This is a genomic window from Cognatishimia sp., from assembly GCF_049116455.1.
GTDB lineage: Bacteria > Pseudomonadota > Alphaproteobacteria > Rhodobacterales > Rhodobacteraceae > Cognatishimia.
Genome location: NZ_JAGDYW010000005.1, coordinates 669,635 through 693,327, shown reverse-complemented (window position 1 = coordinate 693,327; position 23,693 = coordinate 669,635). Strand labels below are relative to the sequence as shown.

The 23,693-nt window shown below is 53.9% G+C and carries 18 protein-coding genes; 8 read left to right on the top strand and 10 right to left on the bottom strand.

The genetic code is table 11. The annotated features are described in order from the left end of the window. Positions 1–14: 14 nt before the first annotated feature. On the bottom strand, positions 15–1,469 hold the full coding sequence (xylB, locus tag JXQ85_RS15295; RefSeq protein WP_421749815.1) for a xylulokinase: 1,455 nt from the start codon (positions 1,467–1,469) through the stop codon (positions 15–17). Between the two features lie 64 nt (positions 1,470–1,533). Continuing rightward, positions 1,534–2,451 (bottom strand): LysR family transcriptional regulator, encoded by a 918-nt coding sequence (locus tag JXQ85_RS15290; protein ID WP_421749814.1) that lies wholly within the window; start codon positions 2,449–2,451, stop codon positions 1,534–1,536. 88 nt (positions 2,452–2,539) lie between these two features. Between JXQ85_RS15290 and JXQ85_RS15285 the strand changes: the two genes are divergently transcribed. The 3 genes from JXQ85_RS15285 to JXQ85_RS15275 all read left to right on the top strand — a co-directional run bounded on the left by JXQ85_RS15285 (position 2,540) and on the right by JXQ85_RS15275 (position 7,124). Beyond that, positions 2,540–3,544: a TAXI family TRAP transporter solute-binding subunit gene (locus tag JXQ85_RS15285; protein WP_421749813.1), complete on the top strand. Its 1,005-nt coding sequence runs from the start codon at positions 2,540–2,542 to the stop codon at positions 3,542–3,544. An 89-nt stretch (positions 3,545–3,633) separates the two neighbouring features. Continuing rightward, positions 3,634–5,556, top strand: a complete 1,923-nt coding sequence (locus tag JXQ85_RS15280) for a TRAP transporter permease (protein WP_421749812.1) — start codon at positions 3,634–3,636, stop codon at positions 5,554–5,556. Continuing rightward, positions 5,553–7,124, top strand: coding sequence for a sulfatase (locus JXQ85_RS15275; RefSeq protein ID WP_421749811.1), 1,572 nt, complete (start codon positions 5,553–5,555; stop codon positions 7,122–7,124). The genes JXQ85_RS15280 and JXQ85_RS15275 overlap by 4 nt, the downstream gene beginning before the upstream one ends. Before the next feature lie 75 nt (positions 7,125–7,199). Here JXQ85_RS15275 and uxuA read toward each other — a convergent pair whose 3' ends face one another. The 8 genes from uxuA to JXQ85_RS15235 all read right to left on the bottom strand — a co-directional run bounded on the left by uxuA (position 7,200) and on the right by JXQ85_RS15235 (position 16,520). Then, positions 7,200–8,399: a mannonate dehydratase gene (uxuA, locus tag JXQ85_RS15270; RefSeq protein ID WP_421749845.1), complete on the bottom strand. Its 1,200-nt coding sequence runs from the start codon at positions 8,397–8,399 to the stop codon at positions 7,200–7,202. Between the two features lie 6 nt (positions 8,400–8,405). Continuing rightward, the gene (locus tag JXQ85_RS15265; RefSeq protein WP_421749810.1) at positions 8,406–9,491 is read right to left on the bottom strand and encodes an ABC transporter ATP-binding protein; all 1,086 of its coding nucleotides are present in this window, start codon (positions 9,489–9,491) and stop codon (positions 8,406–8,408) included. Between the two features lie 11 nt (positions 9,492–9,502). Next, the gene (locus JXQ85_RS15260; RefSeq protein ID WP_421749809.1) at positions 9,503–10,555 is read right to left on the bottom strand and encodes a carbohydrate ABC transporter permease; all 1,053 of its coding nucleotides are present in this window, start codon (positions 10,553–10,555) and stop codon (positions 9,503–9,505) included. Then, entirely contained in the window at positions 10,548–11,516 is a 969-nt protein-coding gene (locus JXQ85_RS15255) for a carbohydrate ABC transporter permease (RefSeq protein ID WP_421749808.1), read from the bottom strand. Before JXQ85_RS15255 ends, JXQ85_RS15260 begins: the two co-directional genes overlap by 8 nt. 73 nt (positions 11,517–11,589) lie before the next feature. Beyond that, positions 11,590–12,864, bottom strand: a complete 1,275-nt coding sequence (locus JXQ85_RS15250; RefSeq protein WP_421749807.1) for an ABC transporter substrate-binding protein — start codon at positions 12,862–12,864, stop codon at positions 11,590–11,592. A gap of 49 nt (positions 12,865–12,913) precedes the next feature. Beyond that, positions 12,914–13,990 (bottom strand): Gfo/Idh/MocA family protein, encoded by a 1,077-nt coding sequence (locus JXQ85_RS15245; RefSeq protein ID WP_421749806.1) that lies wholly within the window; start codon positions 13,988–13,990, stop codon positions 12,914–12,916. Between the two features lie 15 nt (positions 13,991–14,005). Then, complete coding sequence (locus tag JXQ85_RS15240; RefSeq protein ID WP_421749805.1) at positions 14,006–15,058, bottom strand: Gfo/Idh/MocA family protein; 1,053 nt, start codon at positions 15,056–15,058, stop codon at positions 14,006–14,008. A 448-nt stretch (positions 15,059–15,506) separates the two neighbouring features. Continuing rightward, positions 15,507–16,520 (bottom strand): Gfo/Idh/MocA family protein, encoded by a 1,014-nt coding sequence (locus JXQ85_RS15235; protein WP_421749804.1) that lies wholly within the window; start codon positions 16,518–16,520, stop codon positions 15,507–15,509. Positions 16,521–16,653: 133 nt separating this feature from the next. Between JXQ85_RS15235 and JXQ85_RS15230 the strand changes: the two genes are divergently transcribed. The 5 genes from JXQ85_RS15230 (at position 16,654) to edd (ending at position 23,691) form a co-directional block, all read left to right on the top strand. After that, a complete protein-coding gene (locus tag JXQ85_RS15230; RefSeq protein WP_421749803.1) occupies positions 16,654–17,382 on the top strand; it encodes a GntR family transcriptional regulator in 729 nt (242 codons plus the stop codon). Between the two features lie 39 nt (positions 17,383–17,421). After that, the gene (uxaC, locus tag JXQ85_RS15225) at positions 17,422–18,801 is read left to right on the top strand and encodes a glucuronate isomerase (RefSeq protein ID WP_421749802.1); all 1,380 of its coding nucleotides are present in this window, start codon (positions 17,422–17,424) and stop codon (positions 18,799–18,801) included. A 2-nt stretch (positions 18,802–18,803) separates the two neighbouring features. Then, entirely contained in the window at positions 18,804–20,138 is a 1,335-nt protein-coding gene (locus JXQ85_RS15220) for a mannitol dehydrogenase family protein (protein WP_421749801.1), read from the top strand. 254 nt (positions 20,139–20,392) lie between these two features. Further along, entirely contained in the window at positions 20,393–21,832 is a 1,440-nt protein-coding gene (gene zwf / locus JXQ85_RS15215; RefSeq protein ID WP_421749800.1) for a glucose-6-phosphate dehydrogenase, read from the top strand. Between the two features lie 50 nt (positions 21,833–21,882). Continuing rightward, the gene (gene edd / locus JXQ85_RS15210; protein ID WP_421749799.1) at positions 21,883–23,691 is read left to right on the top strand and encodes a phosphogluconate dehydratase; all 1,809 of its coding nucleotides are present in this window, start codon (positions 21,883–21,885) and stop codon (positions 23,689–23,691) included. Positions 23,692–23,693 lie beyond the last annotated feature (2 nt).

The window sequence follows — 23,693 nt, the reverse complement described above, 5'->3', positions numbered from 1 at the left end:
ATTCCTTACTTGCGTTACCCCATTGCCGATTTAACGGCAGGATAGAGAGCTTTGTATTGCCCGTAACGGGAGGCATAGGCATCGCTCAAGTCTATTTTTGGCTCAATTATCTCGGCAATTGCCGGTTTCGTCATGATATCCAAGTTATTGCCGTCTAAATGAGCAGCCATTCCAAGACGCGCTGCCCCAAGTGCTGCCCCAAATTCCCCCTTGGTTGGAACATGTAATGGCAGATCAAGAACGGTTGCCAAAGTCTTAAGCCAATAGCGACTGCGTGTACCACCACCTGTGGTGATCAAGCTGTCGATCTTGGTCCCGGTTGCGCGCAGCGCACCAAGGCAGTCTTTTAGCGAGAATGCGACCCCTTCCATCACGGCTGCAGTCAAAACCTCTTGGCTCGCGCCAATGCTCAGCCCAGCGAATACCCCACTGGGTTTTGCATCATTATGGGGCGTGCGCTCGCCTGAAAGATAGGGCAGGAACATTGCAGCCGAAGGGCCAGCGGGTTCATGTGGTAAGGCCGCGTCCAAAGCGGCAGGGGTCGTGTTTACGATTTGAGCGAGCCAATTCAAGCTGTCTGTTGCCGCGAGTGTCACGCCCATTTGAAACCAGGTATCTGGGATGGCATGACAAAAACTGTGCACGGCCTGTTCTGGTGCTGGGGCATAGGCATCTGTTGCTGCCAGCAAAACGCCGGAGGTGCCAAGCGATACAAATCCATCGCCTGCCGCAAGGCAGCCCAATCCACAGGCCGCCGCCGCATTGTCACCGCCGCCGCCCGCAACAACGACAGGTCCGGCGACCCCCCATTCTGATAAAAGGTCACTGCGCAATTGGCCCGAGGCTTGCGAACCTTCTACCAAAGTTGGCATTTGCGAAAAATCCAGTGCGCATGCTGACAAGAGGTCAGATGACCACTTGCGTTGATCTGCGTCCAGCCAAGCAGTGCCTGCACTATCGGACATGTCACTGACGCAATCGCCAGTTAGCCAAAACCGTAGATAATCTTTTGGCAGCAGGATCTTGTGGATCTGAGCAAATATCTCTGGTTCGTGGCAGCGCACCCATTCGACTTTGGGGGCTGTAAATCCCGGGAAAACGATATTTCCAGACAGCGTGCGGAATATTGGTTGGGCGTCGAGTTCCTGCGCCTCAACAGCGGAACGCGTGTCGTTCCACAGCATACAGGGGCGCAATACATTGTGGTCTTTGTCCAGCAATGTGGCTCCATGCATATGGCCGCTTAGCCCGATGGCTTTGATGCTTTGTACTTCTGCGGGATGGGAGGCTTTTAGTGCGCTCATAGCGGTTGAACACGCTTTGATCCATTGTGCCGGATCCTGCTCGCTCCAGCCCGGATGAGGGTGGGTGACTGTGCAAGGTGCTGAAGCCTCTGCAATCGGACGACCGGATTCATTCACCAATAAGGCACGAATTCCCGACGTGCCCAAATCTAGACCAAGATACATTTATTGCTCTCCCTTAATTAATTTGATTACTAAATTAAAAGAGAAGTTGTCAATCCGAATGTCTTCAGAGCGTCAATCTGCGGGTGGGGCCAACATCCGCAGTCAGGAATTTCAGAAAGCCGTCAACTACCGGAGTTTCAAGAATATTTTTCCTGGAAATCACGCCGAGAGGGCGGTGGAATTGTGGATTGTCGAAATTCAGAAATACCAAAGATGTGCCCAAGTATGGTTCGGTTGAGGCCTTTGGCATTGTGCTGATCAGATCAGTACTGCTTAGAATTTCAAGGGCGGTGCGGATCGAATCTGTTTCGCAAATAATGTTCATATGGCGCACACCGGACAAGGCCATCGCAGCCTCTGTTTGTTGGCGTAGTAAACTGCCGCGCGAATGGGCAAGCCAGGATTCTGACATCAAATCTGAGGCCATGATCTTAGCGCGTTTCGTCAAGGGGTGGTCCGAGCGGCACACCACACCAACCCGATCGTCAATAATTGGTGTAAAAACCAACTCTTCCACGGGATCCGCCAAAGATTGCGGCCCAAAGACTAAATCGATTTGCCCCCTTTCAAGCATGGTGCGCAGTTCATGAACCAAGCCTGTGCGCAACTCGACCTTACAGTTTGGGTTTTGCGTGATGAATTTAGACAAAGCCCCAGTCAACAGGCGGCCAGCAACGATGGGAGGTGAGCCGATCCGCAACTCGCCTGCAGAGCCAGCCGCGGCCATATCCGCGAAGTTCCCTGCTTGTTCTTCCGCGATCCGAATTGCCAAGCCGCTACGCGCGAGCTTTAATCCAAGGGCATTTGGGATCGATCTGCGCCCATCGCGCTGAAACAGCGGTGCGCCAATACGATCTTCTAACGTGCGCATGTTCCGACTGAGCGCAGGCTGCGTCAGTGCGAGACGGTCAGCCGCCATTTGAAACGAGCCGGATTCGACGATGACAGACAGTTGTGAGAGGTGTTTCGGATCAAGTTTCATGTCAAAACCTTATGTGTCACGCCTTAACTTTGATTATATGCAATGTTTTTCCTTTGTTAAGGTCCAAGTATCAATTTGGGAGGAATCCATGCTTCGTTTTGGAAACATGACAAAGGCCGTAGCTGTTGCGGCTTCACTGATGGCACTGCCTACTTTGGCTGCCGCTGAAATTTTCAAGGGAGAAACCGCGGGTGTCGGTGATCCGGTGCACACCATGTTTGTGGCATTCGCAAACCAAGCAGGCAAAGGCGATGTTGAAATCCAGGTCAACGCTGGGCAGACCCTGACGAAATCCATGCTGAAAGGCGGAAAAGGCGAAATCGCATTCTTCTCCACAGTTCCGTCCTTGGTCAATCTGATGTCCGGCCAAAAACGCATGTACGAAAAAGTCGAAGGCGCGCCAGAGTTTGCAAAGAACCTGCGTTCCATTGTTGGCTTTAAAGCTGGGGCATATCACCCGGTCACACTTTCAGGTTCTGGCATCGAAGGCTGGGGAGACTTGAAAGGTAAAACTATTTTCACAGGCCCCCCAGCAGGGTCTGCCTCTGCAACTTCAGAAGCGCTGATCAAAATCATCACCGGCTACGAAGCAGGCAAAGACTATACTGCTGTGCGCCTAAGCTGGGGTGAAGGCTATACAGCTTTGGCTGACGGCAAGATCGACATGATGGTGCGCCCGGCTGAAATCGGCTCTGCGAACATCGAGCGTTTTGGCCTATCTGGCGAGTTCCGCGTGCTCTCGATCCCGACGGATAAAGTTGCTGATGAGCAAATGCAGGCGCTGTTTGGCCGTCCTGGTCGTGGCGTGATGTCATTTGATGGCGGTGTTTACAAAGGTCAGCTAACCGGTGGTGACATCACCGCGCTGGGCTTTACACAGTTCATCGGCACTCACGCAGGTGTCTCTGATGATGTGGTTTATGAAGCGACAAGATCCTTCTGGGAAAACATTGAAGAAGTGCACAACACCGCCTTCTTCTTGAAAGAAGTGACCAAGGAGTCTGCCTTCACATCGATCAATGTGCCGCTGCACGCAGGCGCACTGCGCTATTACGACGAAGCGGGTTTCGACGTACCTGCGGATCTACGTTAACTTGATCGCCCTTTTTACGATCGGGCCTTGCGAGGCCCGGTCGACCTTTCGGCTCGCGGGCCGACCAAAACTCTTAAAGTGAGAAAACCATGACCTCGTCGACGCAATCCACGGGCATGCCCACGCGTATCTTCGCGCTGCTCTCTGCAGCTGCATGCTTTGGGTTAGGTATCATCGCCCTCTATAGCTCTGGGATCGGCCTGATCGATCCAAAACTCCACCGTGCAGTAGGCTTTGGTCTGGCATTGATTGTCGCTGTCGCTGCCTCGCGCAAGCGTCGTGAAGCCACTGAAACGGGCGACCGTGCGCCGCTGCCTAACCTGATTATCGACATTGCTTTGATCGCAGCTGGGCTGTGGTCGATTTGGTCCTTCCATTTTGTGCAAACCGAAATGGAAACAGCACTTTATGATGTAACCACAAAAGATGCTTGGCCTGCGTTGGCTGGTTTGATCGTTTTCTTAGAACTTTGCCGCCGTCTTTGGGGCTGGGGCCTATTCGGCGTCGGAACCTTTGGTGTTGTCTACCTGCTTTTCGGGCAGGATCTTCCTGGCATTCTACAGCACACTGGTTTCTCGCTGAAAGAAGTCGCCGAAGCGCTTTGGTATAACACCAACAAAGGTGTCTTCGGATCGATCACCAATATTGTATTAAGCACAGTATTTATATTCATCATCTTTGGCGTCTTGCTTGAGGGCACCGGGGCAGGGGATACGCTGCTGAAGTTCGCCTTTCTGGTGACCCGTCGTACCCGTGGTGGCCCAGCCCATGCGGCGATCCTCGCGTCCTCAATGTTTGGAACCATGTCTGGTTCAACGGTGGCAAATATCGTGGGCACCGGAACGTTCACCATTCCAATGATCAAGAAACGTGGTTTCTCACCAACCTTTGCGGGAGGTATCGAAGCCACGGCCTCTTCTGGCGGTCAAATCATGCCACCGATCATGGGCGCTGCTGCGCTGGTCATGGCGGACCTCACAGGTGCTGGCTATCTGAACATCATCATCGCGGCCCTGTTCCCAGCGTTGTTCTACTACTTTAGCCTCTTCTCTGCGGTCACCGTGGAAGCGCGTCGTCAGGGTATTGAAGTTGCTCCGATGACCACAGATGATCAGATCACCACGACGGATAAGATCAACTCCATCATGTTTGCAGGTCCAATTGCGACTGTGATCGGGTCGCTCTTGATGGGTCTATCGACGTCTGCAGCGGGTTTCTACGCAGTGCTTGTGTTGCTGGCGCTTAGCATGATCAACAAAGACGTCCGCCAGGACCCAATGCGTTTGTGGCGCTCGTTCCTCAAGGGAGCCGAAAGCGGTGCCACTCTGCTTGTCGCCATCGCGGCCATCGGCATCCTAGTTGGCTCGCTTGATTCAACCGGTCTGGGCCTGAAGCTGGCGAATGTCATCGCGGCTGTACGCGGTGAGAGCCTCTTCTCAGCACTTCTGGTGGCCATGGTGGGCGCGCTGATCCTTGGCATGGGCATGCCAACGCTGCCCGCTTACCTGATCATCATTCTGGTGATGGGGCCAGCGATCCAAGCGCTGGGCGTCTCAATGCTGACCGCGCATATGTTCGTCTTCTACTACGGTGTGGCCTCGTCTTTGACGCCGCCGGTGGCCATCGCCGCCTATGCAGCCGCGCCAATTGCCGGGGCGAACCCCTTGATGACGGCCTTCATGTCCTTCCGATTGGGCATGTCGAAATTCATCATCCCGTTCATCTTTGCCTTCTACCCGACGATCTTGATCATCGAAGAATTCAGCTTGCTGCCCTTCATTTGGATCGTCGCGCGAACCTGTTTCTGCATCTGGCTGTTCTCTTCTGCGCTGTCTGGGTTTGACCGCAGCAAGTTGAGCATTCCAGAAATCGTCCTGCGGTTTGGCACTGCCTTCACAATGCTTGCGATCTCGCCAGCGATTCACCTGCCTGCTGTTGCCTTCGGTATCGCATTGATCCTGTTTGACATGCGCCGTGGCAAAGCAAATGCCCAAGCTGAGGTTGCCTCATGAGTAAACGACCTAACTTCCTGTTCATCATCACCGATCAGCATCGGGCCGACCATCTGGGTTGCTACGGCAACCAGACGGTAAAGACCCCGCAGATTGATGCTCTGGCTGTCAAAGGAACACGTTGGGACAAGTTCTATGTGACAAATCCGATTTGTATGCCCAACCGGGCATCGATCATGACCGGTCGGATTTGCTCAAACCATGGAGCGCGGCACAACGGGATCCCATTGTCCAAGGATCACACAACCTTTGTGGAGCTTCTAAAAGATGCCGGCTACAATACTGGCTTGATTGGAAAATCTCATTTGCAGGGGTTTACTGGCCTTCCGGCCACCAATCAGTACGAACCGGAAGAAGGCAAGCATACGCCGTCACCGCAACTGCGGGATGCCTATAAGCACAATCGTCATACCGAAGAGTATGACTTGGAAGTGGTCCCGAACTGGGATCGCCCGTTGCAAGAGCGACTGAAGGGCGATTTTTACGGGTTTAATCATGTAGAGATCGCCGCGGATCACGCAGACCAAGCGTCGGGCGATTACCTGCTGTGGGCGCGTCAGCAGCGCAACGATTTTGACGAGTTGGTTGGGCCAGACAACGCCCTAGCTGGCAAAGAAATCGATGCACCGCAAGCTTGGCGCACGGCCGTTCCAGAAGAGCTGTATTCGACCAACTGGATCGCAGATCGTTCGTCTGATTGGATTGCTGAACAGGCAGAGAGCGACGAGCCGTTCTTCCTACAGATGTCCTTCCCAGATCCCCACCACCCATTTACGCCGCCTGGCAAGTATTGGGATATGTATGACCCCGAAAACATGGAGCTTCCGGCTTCCTTCGGGAAAGGCGACCTTCCACCTTTGGTGGCCATGCGCAAAGCGATGGAAGATGGCTCTGATGCGCGTGACAATCAAAGCCCCTTTGCCGTCACCGAGGATGAAGCGCGCGGGATGATCGCATTGACCTATGGTATGATCACCATGATCGATGACGCCATCGGAAGGGTCATGAAAACGCTGGAAGAAACTGGTCAGGCCGAGAACACCGTTGTGATCTTTACCTCTGACCATGGCGATTTCATGGGCGACCATGGACTGATGTTGAAGCTCTTGATGCACTATCAAAGCATCATTCGTGTGCCCTTCATCATGTATGATCCTCAGAACCCAAAAGGTGGGGCGCTCGACAGCAGTCTTGGTAGCTCGATTGATATCTCAGCGACGGTTTTGGCGCGGGCAGGGATCCAGCCCTACAACGGTCTTCAGGGACGGGATTTGGTGTCGGATCCAGCTCCGCAGGCGATCCTTGTCGAAGAAGACAGTCAGCGCACGATGACCGGTTTTGACCGCCCTCAGCGTGTGCGTACCGTGGTGACCGAAACCCATCGCATGTCCCTGCGTCAGGGCGAAGATTGGAACGAGCTTTACGATCTGTCCAATGACCCTGACGAGATGGTGAACCTATATGATGATCCAGCAAATGCAGGTACCAAAGCAGCATTGACCGAGACCATGTTGCGTCGCGTTATTGAACTGCAAGATCGGGCCCCGCTCCCTTCCTACCGGGCCTGATTAAAAATGGGCGATACTGAATAGTACCGCCCCTTTTTGAATGTCGCGGAAGTTCTTTGGCATTTCAGCGATAGCCTAGGCGCAGGCGGCCATAACCCCGCGCAATTCTGCAAGGCCTCGCATGCGGCCGATCAGCGGATAGCCCGGCATGCTTTTTTGTTTTTGATCAAACAGGATGTCCTGACCATGATCCGGACGCATTGGGATTTGCCAGTCGGTGCGTCCCTCGGCCTGTCGCTTTTTTTGTTCAGCTATCAGTGCTTTAATAGTGCCGATCATATCGGTGTCGCCTCCAAGGTGCTCGGCTTCATAAAAACTGGTTCTTGACCCGTCTGCTGGTGCAATGCGGCTGGTATTGCGCAGGTGCGCAAAATGGATCCGGTGGCCAAGCCGTTCAACGAAACCCGGGCCGTCGAAGTCGGGATTCACGCCCAGTGACCCGGTACAGAAAGTGATGCCATTGGCCGGGCTGTTCACTGCGTCCATGATGGCTTTGTAATCTGCTTCGGTCGACATGATCCGAGGCAGACCCAGCAGCGAAAATGGTGGATCGTCCGGGTGGCAGCACAGGCGCAGGCCCAATCGCTCTGCCGTCGGAACCACTGATTTCAGAAAATTGATCAGGTTTTGGCGCAGAGTGTCACGATCGATCTGTGCATAGGTTGCTAGATGGTCGCGAATTTCTTCAGTGGTCCAGCCTTCATTTGCACCGGGCAGACCAGCCACGATATTTTGCTGTAGCGCGCGTTTGGCCGCTTCGTCAAATTGCACAAATCTAGCTTCAGCATCAGCGATGATTTCTGCAGAGTAGTCCTGCGCACCTTCTGGACGTTCTAAGATAAACAGATCAAAGGCGATGAAATCCACCAGATCAAACAGCATTGCGGATGCTCCGGTTGGCATCGGCGCGCGCAGGTTGGTGCGCGTCCAATCCAAGATCGGCATGAAGTTGTAGCAGATGGTTTCTAGGCCAGCTTCGGCCAAGTTTTCCAAGCTTTTGCAGTAGTTGGCAATGTGTGTCTCGTAGTCTGGACCTTTGGTTTTAATAACCTCAGACACCGGCAGGCTTTCCACCACATCCCAAGTGACACCAGAGGCTGCGCCATTGGGCAGAAGCTCGATTTCCGCTTTACGTTTTTGGATTTCGGCGACGGACCAGACAGCCCCATTTTCGATGTGGTGCAGGGCGCTGACGACGCCCTCCACTCCGACTTGTGGCAGTTCAGATATTTCAACAGTGTCCGCTGGCCCAAACCAGCGCCAAGTTTGACGCATCACGTCTTAGGCCTTTCGCAAAGTATTGCCACTGTCCGTGTCAAACAGATGGATGTGTTCGCGATCAATCGCAACGCCAATTTCAGCGCCATGATCGACATCGGTTTGGCCGCGCAGATGCAACGTAATCGGAGCGTCATCGCATTGTCCAAAGACAAAGGATTCACCACCCAACTGCTCGGCATCTCTCACAGTGACTTTCAGATCCGCAGCGCCCTCAGCGATGGTCAAGTGATTTGGCCGGAAGCCAAGCGTGACATTCGCGCCTTCGCTGAGATCAAAATCCGCTGCGGGCAGGGCAATCTCGGCCCCGGATTTGGTTTTGAACGTCAAGTTTGAACCGTCCAGCTTCGCCACAACACCTTCCACAAAGTTCATCTTAGGGGATCCGATGAAACCGGCCACAAAGATGTTGTTGGGGCGGTTGTAGATTTCCAGCGGTGCGCCGAATTGTTCGACTTCACCAAAGCGCAGCACAGCGATCTTGTCAGCCATTGTCATCGCTTCGACCTGATCGTGGGTCACATAGATCATGGTGTTGCCAAGACGGCGGTGCAGGTCTGCGATCTCGCCGCGCATATCGACACGCAGTTCCGCATCAAGGTTCGACAGTGGTTCGTCAAAGAGGAAGATCGACGGCTCACGCACAACAGCACGACCGATGGCGACACGTTGGCGTTGGCCCCCAGAGAGATCTTTGGGTTTGCGATCCAGCAGCATATCGATCTGCAGCATCTTGGATACCGATCCGATTTTGCTTTCGATGTCAGTTTTGCTGGTGTTGATGTTTTCCAAGCCAAAAGACAGGTTCTGGCGCACAGTCATATGCGGGTAAAGCGCATAGGATTGGAACACCATCGCGAGACCACGATCCGCAGCAGCGACGTCATTAACGACTTCACCGCCAATGGAAATTTTGCCGCCGGTGATGCTTTCCAGACCGGAAATCATCCGTAGCAGAGTGGACTTGCCGCAGCCTGAAGGGCCAACAAAGACACAGAATTCACCCTGCTTGATGTCCAGATCGACGCCCTTGATGACTTCGACATCGCCATAGGACTTGCGTACGTTATTAAGAACAAGTTGAGACATAGTGTTTTACCTTATTTCCCGCCCGTCGACGCAATACCGGTGGCGATGTATTTCTGAAGGAACGCGAAAACGCAGGCGATGGGCAGCAGTACCAACATGGTCATGGCCAAGAGGTTGCTCCATTGCGTTTCCAAGTCCCCCTGGAAGGAGTTCAGCGCAAGCTGCAGCGTGAAGTTTTCAGTGCTTGAGAGCACGATCAATGGCCAGAGGAAGTCGTTCCAACGCCACATGATCGCAAGGATCGCAAGCACGGCAATCGCGGGGGCTGAAAGTGGAATGATGATCCGCCAGAAGATTTTCCATTCGCTGGCTTTATCCATACGGGCCGCATCTAGAATTTCATCAGGTATGGTCAGCATGTACTGACGCAACAGAAACACCCCTGTTGGCGTGGCCGCGCCGGGAATAATCACACCCCACAGGCTATCAGCCATATTCAGCTCTTTGGTGATCAAGAACAGCGGCACCAACACAACGGTCTGAGGGATCATCAAAGTCCCAATGACAAGCGCCAGCACAACCATGCGGCCTCTGAATTGGTATTTCGAAAGGGCAAAGGCCGCCATCGAGTTCACGGTCAGCATGATGATGGTTGCTGTTGCCGTGATAAAGACCGAGTTCATGAAGAATTTCAGGAAGTTGAACTTCTCAAACAGCTCCACATAGTTGTCGGTCGCCAGAGAGAAGCTTTCAATCGGCTTACGATCCTGGATATTTACCTTCAGGCGCGTTTCCGGATCATCCGGGCGCACCATTTGGGCGACAAGACCAATCCGACGGATTTGAGCGAGGGTTTCACCGGCGTATTCACCATCGGTGATCTCAAACAGCGCAAGCGGTTCGTCATAACCCGGTACCACGACGGTCTCTGCTTCCATGGGCAGAATGCGTGGTGGGAAACGCGCGAGTTCCGCATCGGTTTTGAATGAGGAAAGCCCAAGCCAGATCACAGGCAGGAACATTAAGAGGACGCCGAGACCCAGATAGGTATAGCTGACCCAATCTGTCCAATCAGGCTTGCCATGGCCGCGGGTGCGGGTGAGGAAAGAAATCACTTTAGCCATCGACGTTCTTCCTGTTGATCCAAAGTTGAATGATTGTCAGCAGAACCAACACGACTGCCAGCAAGAGTGATGCAGCTGCCGCTGGACCAAACAGACGAGGTGCACCCGCAAATCCAGTTTCATAGACATACTGAATGATCAGCGTTGTTGCGGAACCGGGGCCACCGCCAGTGAAGGCATAGACTTCTTCAAAGGTCTGAACGCCTTTGATGGTCGCCAGCACCAGCACAACCAGCATGGTTGGCATTAGAAGTGGCAGGGTGATCTTTCGAAACACCCGCCACGGGGAGGCTCGGTCCATCTTGGCGGCTTCATAAACGTCCCGCGGGATCGCCTGCAGGCCAGCCAGAAGAATTAGTGTGTAGAACCCCATGTGGGCCCATACGGAAAGGAAGACGCTCCAGCCAAAGGCCCATGAGCGATCAAGTAGCCAGTTGAAGGTCTCCAGCCCCATGCCATCCAGCCAAGCATTCAAGATGCCTTCGCGCTGCAGGATCCATTTCCAGATCAGGGCAACGACAACAGGCGACAGCAAAACAGGGAAGAAAAAGACGGCACGGAAAAAACCACGTGCTCGGATCTCACGGTTCAAGATGATCGCGGTGACCAGTGCAAAAAGCACCATCAAAGACACCTGCAACACAACAAAGCGCAGCGTATTCCAGACCGCTCGCCAAAATAGATCGTCTCGGCAGGAATTCGGATCGAGGAAATTCTCACAATCCATCAATGCGGTGAAATTGGACGCGCCCACAAACGGGCGGTCAGCTAGTAAGATAGCATCGGTGCCGGTCACGGCATAGGCGAAGTTCAGGATCACGGGCAGGAAGGCAAAAAGGCCAAACAGCACGAGGTTCGGGAAAAGGAAAATCCAAGCGGGGTTTTTCAGTCCCAGTTTGTCCTGAAGAAATTTGATCGGCCATTCGATCACCCGCATGACGGGTTCAAGGATCATCAACATGAGGAGACTCGCTTTGTGCGAAAGTGGGACGCCGCTCGAGAGACCCGAGCGGCGTCGTATTTATGGGTGAAGATTACTGAGCTTCGGCAAGTGCCTTTGCCAGATCTTCTTTCGCGCGCATCATCGCATCTTCAACAGACAGTTCGCCAACGATGGCTTGTGTCACACGCTGTACGGTGATGTTGAACATTGCGCGGTTGTTTTTGTAGCCTTGGTACATGAAGGCAGGGCCTTCCAGCTTACCAACCTGCGCACCCCAAGCGTTCAGAGCTGCCGCTGCACCTGCAGATGCACCCGCATAGTCAACGCCTTTTGCAGCAACGGCTGCGTGCGCTGGGATGTTCTTGGTTTTCGCAGTCATCTCAGCGTAGTTCTCTTCCTGCGCCAGATAGTCGATCGCTTTAGCGACCAGCTCTGGGTGCTCAGTGTCAGAGAAACCTACGATACCCGCGCCACCTGGCATGCCGGTACAGCCGCCGGCACCACATGGGGAACCCACAACAACCCAGTCAAACAGGTCACCTACGTCGCGGTCCATGCGGCCAACCTGCCAAGACCCGGAATAGTAGTAAACCAGCTGACCGTTGATGAACTCTTGTGCCGCGTCCTGGTAGCTAGAGCCACCTTGACCTGCCCAAACGTCACGCGCCATGGTGCCGTCTTCGTGCCAATCAACGAACTTCTGAACGTAAGCAGTGAAGCCATCGTCTACGAGGATTGCGTCGCCGTTGTCGTCAAACAGCTTCGCGCCGTAAGAGATTGCCGGACCTGCAATACGGTGGCCGGAACGGTCCATCGCCATTGGGAAGTCTGTGCCAGTTTTCTCTGCAACCATGCGAGACGCCGCAGCCCAGTCATCCCAAGTCGCATCCGCGCCAGGAACTTCTACACCCGCCTGATCAAACAGTGTTTTGTTGATGTAAGCACCGGTGATGGTCAGCTGAGAGTGCAGGCCGTAGATGCCTTTGTCATCCGCGGATGAACGGTACCAATCCAGAGTGCCGCCGAAGTTTTCTTCCCAAGCAGCAGTGTCAACATATGGTGCGAGGTCCAGATAGAACTTATTCAGACCGCCAAGGTCAGTGACCTTCGCCATGTCTGGGCCCGTGCCCGCCGCCAGCTGAACTGGAAGGCTTTCCAGGATCGCTTTGTATGGCACTTCGTCGATCTTAACAGTGACGCCTGGGTTCTCTGCTTCGAAGCGATCAAAGATGTCGCGTGCAGTGGAACACTCGGTTCCGTCACTGGAGCACATGTAGGTGATTTCTTGTGCGCTTACGGCATTTGCGCCGGCAGTCAGACCGGCAAATGCTGCGCTGACCACGAGGGCCTTCTTGAGTTTAGACATTTGATTTCCTCCCTAATGTCTTCATTCTTTTATCTTTTTCGTGCCATTGTTAGTCAGTCGGCAACCAACTTTCGTAGAGATTGCAGTCATCGGTCAATGGCAACTCGATGATTTTCTGTGTTCTGGATGATAGGTAGATCGCGGTCACCAGCTCTAAGGAGCGGCGGCCATCTTCCAAAGTGACGGCGTTTTTGCCGCCGTTTTGGATGGCGTCATACATGGCTTCAAGGAAGCCGTGGAAGCCCGGGTGCGCTATTGGGACATCCGCCAAAATCGCATCAATTTGTTCTTGAGAAACATCCGCGCCGCGCGCGCCAAAGGTCCAATCACCTTCGCTCGGCTGATAGGGCAGGGTGCCGCTTTCCGCCGTCAGATTTTCAAAGCAGAAGCGGAAGCGCGTGATGTCATTGTGGCTACCCAAAGTAACAGAGCTTGTGGCCAAGGCTCCGTTTTCCATTTGCAGCGAGACGGATGCGCAGTCTTCCACTTCAATGTCATTCACACGCGTCGTGGTGAAAGCATGCACCTTTGAAATCGGTCCGAAGACAGCACATAGCAGGTCATGATTGTGGATCGCATGGCCCAGCACTGCGCCGCCTTGCTCACCCTTCCAAGTGCCACGCCACGGGTTGGCGTAATATTCCGGCAGACGGTTCCACTGGGTGTCAACGCTCGCCAATAGAGGCTTACCCGTGATGCCCGCATCCATTAATGCCTTGAGCTTCGCAAAGCCTGGCCCATAGCGGTATTGAAACACTGGTGTCAGCAGACGGTTGTTGGCTTTAGCAACTTCTGCCAATCGATCCGCATCGGCTAGCGAGCTAACGAGGGGTTTTTCGCAAACCACATGTTTACCAGCTTCCAACGCCGCCTTGGACATCGCGAAATGCAAATGCGGCGGCAGGCAAATGTCCACCACGTCAATTGCATCATTGCTTAGAATTTTTTGAAAATCAGGTTCGATCGCAACATCTGTCGCTTTGGTTTCAGCGATGATTTCTGCCGCGCGGGCTTCGTCGATATCGCAGATATGTGTGACGGCATATTGCGCAGGTAGGCACTGGTATCCCATCAGGTGCTCTCGCCCGATGCCTGCGCCAACAATTGCAACTTTTAACTGCTTCATCGTTTGGGTCCCGGTCTAAGAGGTCAGCGCGATTGCGCGTTTTTCAGTTGAAGAGGTGACAATCGCTTCGATCAAGCGATGCACCTCCAATGCGGTTCGGCCCGTCACAAGCGGATCTCGATCCTCTTGAAGGGTTTTTGCAAAATCATCGATAATGTCTTGGTGCCACGCATGGGTGAAGGCCATCGGATCAGCGCCACCCCCTGTTGTCGCGGTCTCGCCGAACTCTTCAGCACGGCCATCGCGCCAGTCCAAGCGCAGCACACCGCTTTGCAAATGCGCCACTGCTTTTTCGAAATGCAGCGTGATGCTTTCTGCATCCCCGGGGAAATGCGCAGTGGAGGCCATCAAAGACCCCGCTGCGCCATTCGCGAAGCGCAACGATGCGGTTACGTAGTCTTCAGACTCCATCTGATGCAAGGGCGTTGTATGCGCCATCGCCATGACTTCAGACACAGGGCCGGTCAGGCTTAACAGCAAATCCATGGTGTGAATGGCTTGTGAGATCAAAACGCCCCCGCCATCACGTGCATAGGTGCCTCGGCCCGGCTCGTCGTAATAGGATTGATCGCGCCACCAAGGTACAGAGGCTTCCGCCAAAACCAATTTGCCCAAAGAACCATGGGCAATCAGGTCCGTCAGTTTTTCAGAAGCAGCCCGAACGCGGTGCTGAAAGACAATCCCAAGAGTGACACCCGCCTCTTCGCAGGTTTGTACAATCTGTTCCGCTGCTTCAGATGTGCGCTCAACTGGTTTTTCCATCAGGATCGCTTTGCCAGCCGCAGCAAGCTTTTGCGTGATGTCCATACGCGCATTTGGTGGCGTCAGAACAATCGCGAAATCGATCGTTTCATCCGCGCAGATTGCATCAATACTGTCATAGACTTTGCACGGCGCGCCGCAGATGGCTTCTGCTTCGGCAGTCAGAGCATTTCGACTTTGAAGGGAGCGTGAATAGACGCCACCCAATTGCAATGTATCGCTGAGATCAGCAATCGCGAGCAAGTGCGTCTTTGACACCATTCCGCCGCCAATAACAGCTACGGTTGTTTTGGTCGTGTCGTTCAAAGTTCCCCCAAAGTGCCGCAATAGATCGCGGTTATCACCCCGATAATGAAGCAGTATACCGGTATTCATGCAAGATAAATGTGAGGATGAGGTGCAGCTTTATCCACGATGGTTAAACAATCGTATGTCGCCTTACCGCCGGTTGCTGCCTTCACAGGGAGCTGGTTGCCCCTTGCTTTTGGCCTATCTCTCAATTTCGCTATGTTTTTAAGCGGTTTGTGAGTGGCGGAGCGGATTTTCTGTCGCCGGATATGGCCTCTGTAATGATAAGTTTAATCAGAATGCAGGTTATAGCAATGGTGTATCAATTTGATAAATTGGGTCGCTGAACGGGGTGCCTATCGAGGCCAGTTTAGTGGGTGATAACTGTACCAAAATGAAAGAATGGCGCGAATCCGAAGCTGGATCGCGCCATTTTGATCTCACCGAATCGCAGGAGTTCGTCAGATTAAAGACGACCCTCAGCAAGCATTTGAGCCTTAATACTAAGCTCCATAGTCTTGAAAGTATGAGCTTGAGTCACTGCAGTCTCGGTACGGTTCAAGACGTCATTTGTGATGCGCGCGAAGTATGGTAATCCTGCTTTAGAGCAATCGATTTTTTCACAGCGAGATCCATTCACCAGATATAAGTGATCGATCCCCTCGGCACCCGCGACATCCACGTATTTGCGCAATTCGATATAGCCTTCGGTGCCAAGGATTGTGAGACGTCCGTCACCCCACGTTGGCAGCGCATCAGGTGTGTACCAGTCAACGCGTACATAGCCGTGTCCCTTGTCGCTTTTGACGGCAAGTTCACCGAAATCCTGCAGTCCTGGGGTCTCCGGGTTCACGTAGTTAGCGACGTTCGCCATTGTGACCTCCGCATCAACAGAGCCTGTAAAGAATAGGAATTGGTCGATCTGGTGGGATGCGATATCCGTTAGGATGCCTCCATAGGATTCACGGTCAAAGAACCATTCTGGGCGGGTTTCTTTGTTCAGGCGATGCGGACCCATGCCGATGGTTTGGATCACGCGACCAATCGCGCCTTCTGCAACCAGTTCTGCGGCTTTTGTAACGCTAGCCACTTCAAAACGTTCGGAAAAATCTACGCTCCAAATACGACCAGTGCGTGCAACGCACTCTTTAAGGGCATCCAGTTGCTCAAGCGTCGTACAGCCTGGTTTATCAGCCATGACATCTTTGCCTGCGTTCATCGCTTCAATCGCTAGATCTGCGCGATCAGACGATTTCGCCGCAATTATAATCAGGTCGATGTCAGGGTTGTTCAGTATCTCAGATTTGTCATCAACTTGCGGTGTTGAGGGGAAGCGCTTTTCGAAAGACGCGCGCAAATCTGGGTCTCGATCATTCCACCAGCCAACGAATTCAGCGCCTGCATCGATCAGGTTTTGCGCCATTCCAAATACATGGCGATGCTCTAGCCCGAGGGCGGCAATTTTCAAAGATTTGCTCATTCTACTCTCCCAGAATCGCAGGTCTTCCCCGCGTAGAATATCATCTGAATTGGCGCAGCCGTAGCACACCGGTATACCGCTTGTAAATGCGGTTGCGTACCGGTATACAGGGCCTGAGCGTGAGGGGAATATTATGAAAGCTGAGCAACGAGCTGAGGCGCAGTCCGGAGTGGTTTCGGAATTGCCCAAGGGAAAGGTTGATGCCTCTCGGCCGGCAGGAGAGCAAATCTACCGGCTATTACGTCGTGCAATTCTGGATATGTCACTGCCGCCAAGCAGTGTTGTTTCTGAATCCGAGGTCGGGATGCGATTGGGGGCCAGTCGAACCCCTGTCCGCGAAGCGCTGATCCGATTGCGGGAAGCAGGTTTGATCGACACCTTTCCGAGCCGAGGCAGTTTTGTTTCTAAGCTAAGTGCGAGCCGTATTTTAGAGGCGCAGTTTTTGCGCGAAGGGCTTGAGCTGGCCAATATACGATATCTCGCGAATGGCGGTTTGACCCCTGAATATAAGATCGCCTTGCAAGCCAATCTTGCCTTGCAGAAAAAGGCAATGGAAGCGTCCGACGACACGACGTTTTTTCAGCTTGATGATGAATTCCACCTGATTATGGCACGGGCCACAGGGCACGCGCGGGCCGCAACTGTTTTGGAGCGTGAAAAGCTGCAATTGGATCGTTTGCGGGGCCTATCGCTCCGCACAAAAGGCCACCATGCGACGCTCTATCATGAACATCTGGCGATTTTTGATGCCATCGTTGCGCGGAATGAAGCGGTGGCTATCGAATGCGCTCAGGTTCATTTCCGTACTATTTTGGATGTACTCGCAGATCTTACTCTGCGCCATGAAGAGTATTTCGATTAATTCTAAACGCGGGCAACCGCCGAGCTGTCAGGACCCAACATGACAAACTCACATGGGGCTCTGCCCACAAAAGCCGCAGAGATCTACGAACAGATTTGTGACCTGCCGATTGTGTCCCCGCATGGGCATTGTGATCCGGTTTGGTTTAGCGAAAATCAGCCTTTTCCTGATCCGGCGACCTTGTTGGTGGTCCCGGATCACTACGTGTTTCGCATGTTGTATTCCCAAGGGGTGCGCCTTGAGGATCTGGGCATTGGCGTTGCCGAAGCGGATCGTGATCCGAGAAAGATTTTTCGTTTGTTCGCAGAGCGTTGGCATCTCTATTTGGGCACACCAAGCCGCGCGTGGCTGGAGTATACACTGACCAAAACCCTTGGCGTGCAGACCGCTCTTTCGGCTGATACGGCCGACCTGGTGTTTGATGAAATTTCGGAAAAGCTGCGCCTGCATGCGCTTAAACCACGCGAAGCGATGCAGGCGATGAACATCGAATTGCTGGCGACCACCGATATGGCTTTGGACACGTTAGATGCACACGCCCAAACCCGCGCATCCGGTTGGGAGGGCAGAGTGATCCCAACGTTCCGCCCCGATGATGTGTTGAATCCATTGCGGGCCGGTCATGCTGAAAACCTTAAGGCCTTGGCGACGATGACCGCTTGTGATGTGACAAACTATGCGGGCTTCTTAGAAGCGTTGCGCAAACGCCGTTCCGCCTTCCGTGCACTTGGGGCGACTGCGACAGATCACGATGTGCCACAGATATACACCTGCTGGCTTGATCGGTTAGAGATCGAGGCGCTGCATGGGCAAGCAGTAAAAGGCAGCCTAAGCCATGCAGATGCTGTGCGTTACTACGGTCATATGTTGGTTGAAATGGCGCAAATGTCGGCAGAGGATGGCATGGTGATGCAGTTTCATGCCGGGGCAAAACGGTCGACCAATGCTGAGGTTCTGGAAAAGTTTGGCCTGGACAAAGGGGCTGATATTCCTGTGGCCATCGATTGGGCCAATGGGCTTGAGGCTTTGCTGAACCGCGTTGGAAATCACCCGAATTTCCGTCTTTTGGCCTTTACCTTGGATGAAAGCACCTATGCACGCGAGTTGGCTCCGATGGCGGGGCACTGGCCTTGCCTGCGCCTTGGCCCACCCTGGTGGTTCCATGACAGTGCCAATGGCATTCGGCGCTATTTTGACAATGTGGTCGAGACAGCCGGCTATTGGAACCTTGCAGGGTTCAATGATGACACACGGGCATTTTTATCGATCCCGGCACGCCATGATCTGTGGCGGCGTGGGGTCAGCTTGCACCTAAATGATCAGGTTGAACGCGGTGTTTTTGCAATGAAAGATGCTGAAATGCTGGCCCCATTGCTGGCCCGCGACCTTGCTGTCGATGCTTACAAGTTGGAGCTCTAATTATGCCGCGCATTCTGCATCTTGGGTTCGGAAACTTTCACCGTGCACATCAGGCGTTTTATACCCAGCGCGCAAATGATTTGCATGGGGCTCAAGATGGGGCTTTGTGGAAGATTACCGCCGTTTCAATGTCCCGACGCGATCTGAAGGATGCGCTTGCGCCACAGAGTTTCGCCTATTCACTGGGGCTGCGAGGTCCTGATGGCACGAGCATAGAAGCGATGAATGTGCATGAGGATATTCTTGTTGCAAAGGACGATCCTCAAGCCGTGATAGATCAGATTGCTGATCAGGATGTGCAGATCGTCACCTTAACCATTACCGAAAAAGGCTATGGACTTGGAACGGATGGGCGCCTTGATTTAGATAGCCCTGCGATCCAGTCGGACCTTCGAGCAGGGACGTCACAAACGGCCATTGCCCTTTTGGCACGAGGTCTTGCCAAACGCGCTGCCACCAAGGCGCCGATGACAGTGATCAGTTGTGATAACCTATCGGACAACGGTGCCTTGCTGAAACTCGCCGTTGCTGAGTTTGCCACCGCTGCAGAGCTTGATATCTCGGGCTATCTGCAAGCTTCGGTGACATTTCCAAGCACAATGGTTGATCGCATCACGCCAGCTACCACAGATGCGGCGCGCGACGAAATCGCGGCCCTGACGGGAGTCTCAGAGCCAGAGCCCGTGATCACCGAAGTCTTTTCTGAGTGGGTGATCGAAGATGATTTCGCAACGCAACGTCCCGCATGGGATCAGGTCGGTGTGGTCATCTCTACAGAGGTGGCGCCCTACGAGGCCCGCAAGCTGCGCTTGTTGAACGCGTCCCATAGTTTGTTGGCCTACGGTGGGCTGTTGCGCGGCCATACCTATGTTCACGAAGCCATTTCTGATCCAATTCTGCGCCAAAAAGTGGACGCGCTTTGGGGAGAGGCGATAGCTACCCTGCCGGCAGATATTCAGCCTAGTTGCCAATCCTATTGTGAGGCCCTCATTGAGCGGTTCAAAGTCCCCGAAATCCGGCACGAACTGCGCCAGATTGCGATGGATGGAAGTCTAAAGGTACCGGTTCGTTTAATCTCAGCCGCAGAGGATCGGCAAGAACCGGGGCTTTCCTCTCCGGCGTTGATGGAGGCTGTGGCCGCGTGGTTTGCCCATGCGCTACGGGGCGGAATTGTCAGCGACCCAAAGGCTGATCTCATTGCCGAACTTGTCGCGCAGCAGGGGGACGATGCGCCAATTGCATTAATTGACCAACTTGGCTGGGCTAGCGGTTGGCCATTCGATGCTGCGGATCTGACAGCAGGGATCGCAGCCTGGTGCGAAACGTCGGCTGTCTAAAGAAAGCTGACGCCTTCAAAACGCTTCAACTAAATCCGTCAATTGCGGTGTGCAGGTTTTAATTTTCGTAAGTAAAATTAAAGCTTGCAATTGAAGTGTCTGAAAATATGTTAGCGCTATCATATTTGAGTCGTTTTTCAAGTCTAACACTGTTAAACTTAGGTGGCTCGAACAGGATCAACAGGGGTTCTGCCAAGAGCGCAGGGTTCACGAAATAAAGGATAGGCAGGCCATTTGGTCTGTAAAAGGTCAATATGGTCTCACGTGTCATACCGGTGAATGCTTTTGATCTGGTGCTTTTCGGGGCAACAGGTGATTTGGCGCGGCGTAAAATTTGGCCGGGGCTTTTCCATCGGTTTGTGGCCGGACAATTTGATGCTGATAGCCGCTTACTGGGTGTGTCGCGCTCCGATTTAGAACGTGATGCTTTTCAAGCCAAAGTCAAAGAAGCCGTCAACGAGCCAGGAACCGATCCGGCGCAACTCGAAGAGTTTCTGAAACTGGTCGACTATATTTCGATCGATGCGACCGGAGAACGAGGCTGGGATGCCTTGGCTGCTGCGGTGCGCCCAAATACGGTGCGCGCCTTTTACCTGTCAGTTGCCCCTAAGTTTTTTGGTCCCATTGCGCGTCGTTTAGAAAAGAATGGGATCGCAACACCAGACAGCCGGATTGTTGTCGAAAAACCCTTTGGCCATGATCTCGCCTCTGCCAAAGCATTGAACACCGAATTGCGCGAATGTTTTGAAGAACATCAAATCTACCGCATCGACCATTATCTTGGGAAAGAAACGGTGCAAAACTTGATGGCATTGCGTTTTGCCAATTCTCTGTTTGAACCGCTGTGGAACTCCTCCCAGATCGATCACGTACAGATCACTGTTGCCGAGAAACTCTCTGTGGAAGGGCGCGGCGAATATTACGATCAGTCCGGTGCGATGCGTGACATGGTGCAGAACCACTTGATGCAGCTTCTCTGCCTGACGGCAATGGAGCCACCTTCAAAGTTTACGCCAAACGCCGTGCGCAACGAAAAGCTAAAGATCATTGAAGCGCTCGAGCCGGTTCCCGTTGATGATATCGCGCGTGGCCAATACCGCGCTTCTGGTGAGCAGGGCAGCTACCAAGATCATGCCGGAAATCCGGATAGCGCCACCGAAAGCTTTATCGCGATGAAAGTGGAAGTTGCGAACTGGCGCTGGGCGGGCACACCGTTTTATCTGCGCACGGGGAAATGCCTGCGCGAACGCGAGTCCGAAATCGCAGTCTTCTTCCGCAATCCGCCTCATATGATTTTCCCGGGCACAGAAACGCCTCAGGGCAACGTGCTGGTGATCCGTTTGCAGCCTGATGAAGGCATGACGTTGCACACCACCATCAAAGACCCAGGGCCTGGCGGTATGCGCCTGACCGAAGCCTCTCTCGACATGACCTTCGCTGACAGCCTTAAGGATTCAGCCAAACCACAGGATGCCTACGAGCGCCTGATCATGGACGTGATCCGGGGTGACCAGACGCTCTTTATGCGCGGCGATGAGGTCGAAAGCGCTTGGGCGTGGGCTGATCCGATCATTGCGGGTTGGACCGAGCGCAATATGAAACCGCAGCAATATGACGTGGGCAGTGCAGGCCCTGAAGATGCGCTGCTTTTGATGCACAAAGATGGACGCCGCTGGCGTTCGATCGGCGCGTAAGCGTCATAGACTGGAATGGCGCGTAAGCGCGTTAGATAGGAAGCTCGACAATGACGTTGAATGCCACCCTAAAAGCCGTCACAGACCGGATAATCGCTCGCAGCGAAGCGACGCGACGCCCGTATCTTGACCGCATGGCCGCAGCCCAATCCAAAGGTCCAAGCCGGGCGCATCTGTCCTGTTCTGGACAGGCCCATGCCTATGCGGGCGCTGGTATTGACCAAGAGGCTATGGCGACGAAAACTGCCGGCAATCTTGGGATTGTCACGGCCTATAATGACATGCTCTCAGCCCACCAGCCGTTTGAGCGCTATCCAACCTTGATCCGCGATGCGGTACGCGCCTCTGGTGGCACCGCGCAGGTCGCAGGCGGCGTACCAGCCATGTGTGACGGCGTCACGCAGGGCGAGGCGGGCATGGAGCTAAGTTTGTTCTCTCGCGATGTGATCGCCATGGCGACAGGCATCGCGCTTAGCCACAACACCTACGATGCCGCGGTTTATTTGGGTGTCTGCGATAAGATCGTGCCGGGTTTGGTGATAGGGGCACAAGCCTTTGGCCACCTGCCAGCGGTCTTTGTGCCCGCAGGTCCGATGACCAGCGGCATTACCAACGACGACAAAGCCAAGGTTCGTCAGGAGTTCGCTAAGGGCGAATGCGGGCGTGACAAGCTGATGGCCTCTGAAATGGCGGCCTATCATGGTCCGGGCACCTGCACCTTCTTCGGCACCGCAAACACCAACCAGATGTTGATGGAGTTCATGGGGCTGCACCTGCCGGGCTCGTCCTTTGTGACCCCAAACACCGAGTTGCGCGACGAGTTGACCAAAGAAGGCGCTCTGCGTGCGCTGTCCCTGTCAGCACTAGGCAATAACTACACCCCGACCTGCGATATCCTAGATGAGAAAGCCTTTGTGAACGGCATCGTTGGCCTGATGGTGACCGGCGGGTCTACAAACCTGCTTATTCACCTTCTGGCCATGGCCCGCGCGGGTGGCATTATCCTGGACTGGCAGGACTTCGCGGACCTCTCAGAAACCATCCCACTGCTGGCACGTGTCTATCCAAACGGTCTTGCCGATGTGAACCACTTCCACGCCGCAGGGGGACTTGGCTATCTGATCGGCGAGTTGCTGAATGGCGGCCTTCTGCACGCAGACACCAAAACCGTCGCTGGTGAGGGGCTTGAGAACTACACCGCTGAACCCTTCTTAGGGGAGGACGGCCTGACATGGCGCCCAGGAACAAGCGTATCTTTGAACGAGAAAATCGTGCGACCGCTTGAAAATCCATTCCAAGAAAGTGGTGGCCTCTCGCATCTCAAAGGCAACCTTGGCACAGGCGTCATGAAAATCTCTGCCGTCGCAGCTGAACATCGCGTGGTCGAGGCTCCGGTGCGGGTCTTCCACGATCAAGAAGAGGCTAAAGTTGCTTTCAAAGCCGGTGAATTGACCGAGGACGTCATCATCGTTGTGCGTTTCCAGGGCCCCAAAGCCAACGGCATGCCTGAACTGCACAGTTTGACGCCTTTCTTGCAGATCATGCAGGGGCGGGGCCAAAAGGTTGCCTTGGTTACAGATGGGCGCATGTCTGGTGCCTCTGGCAAAGTGCCATCGGCAATCCATGTCTGTCCAGAAGCCCTCGACGGTGGACCCATCGCATACCTGCAGGATGGCGACATCGTGCGGGTCGATGCACTTGCGGGTGATTTACAAATTGTAACAAGCGGTGTACTTGACCGCGAACCTGCAGTCGCGGACCTTTCTGGCAATGAAGCCGGGGTTGGGCGCGAACTGTTCCAAGCCTTCCGCGCTTCTGTTGGCTCTGCCGACACAGGCGCCTCAGTATTCGGAGCCTGACG